The sequence below is a fragment of the Citrobacter sp. R-1.5.2 genome, from assembly GCF_035064245.1.
In the GTDB taxonomy this organism is placed as follows: Bacteria; Pseudomonadota; Gammaproteobacteria; order Enterobacterales; family Enterobacteriaceae; genus Citrobacter.
The window spans coordinates 1-261 of record NZ_JASEYC010000113.1 but is presented as its reverse complement, the minus strand read 5'-3'; the positions used below and the strand labels follow the sequence as shown (position 1 = coordinate 261).

Here is a 261-nt window from a genome sequence, read left to right as displayed (position 1 = left end):
ATGCGCCGGATGGCGGCTGACGCCTTATCCGGCCTACAAAGCACAATGCTACCCGTAGGCCTGATAAACGTAGTGCCGACAGGCAATAACACGAATACTCTGGCTATGCGCCGGATGGCGGCTGACGCCTTATCCGGCCTACAAAGCAAAATGCTACCTGTAGGCCTGATAAACGTAGTGCCGACAGGCAATGACTCGAATACTCTGGCTATGCGCCGGATGGCGGCTGACGCCTTATCCGGCCTACAAAGCACAATGCTA

Annotated in this window: 1 protein-coding gene; it reads left to right on the top strand. The window is 55.6% G+C overall.

The annotated features are described in order from the left end of the window. The coding region (locus QMN38_RS26845) for a hypothetical protein (RefSeq protein ID WP_323606440.1) at positions 1 to 261 on the top strand (261 nt) is incomplete at both ends.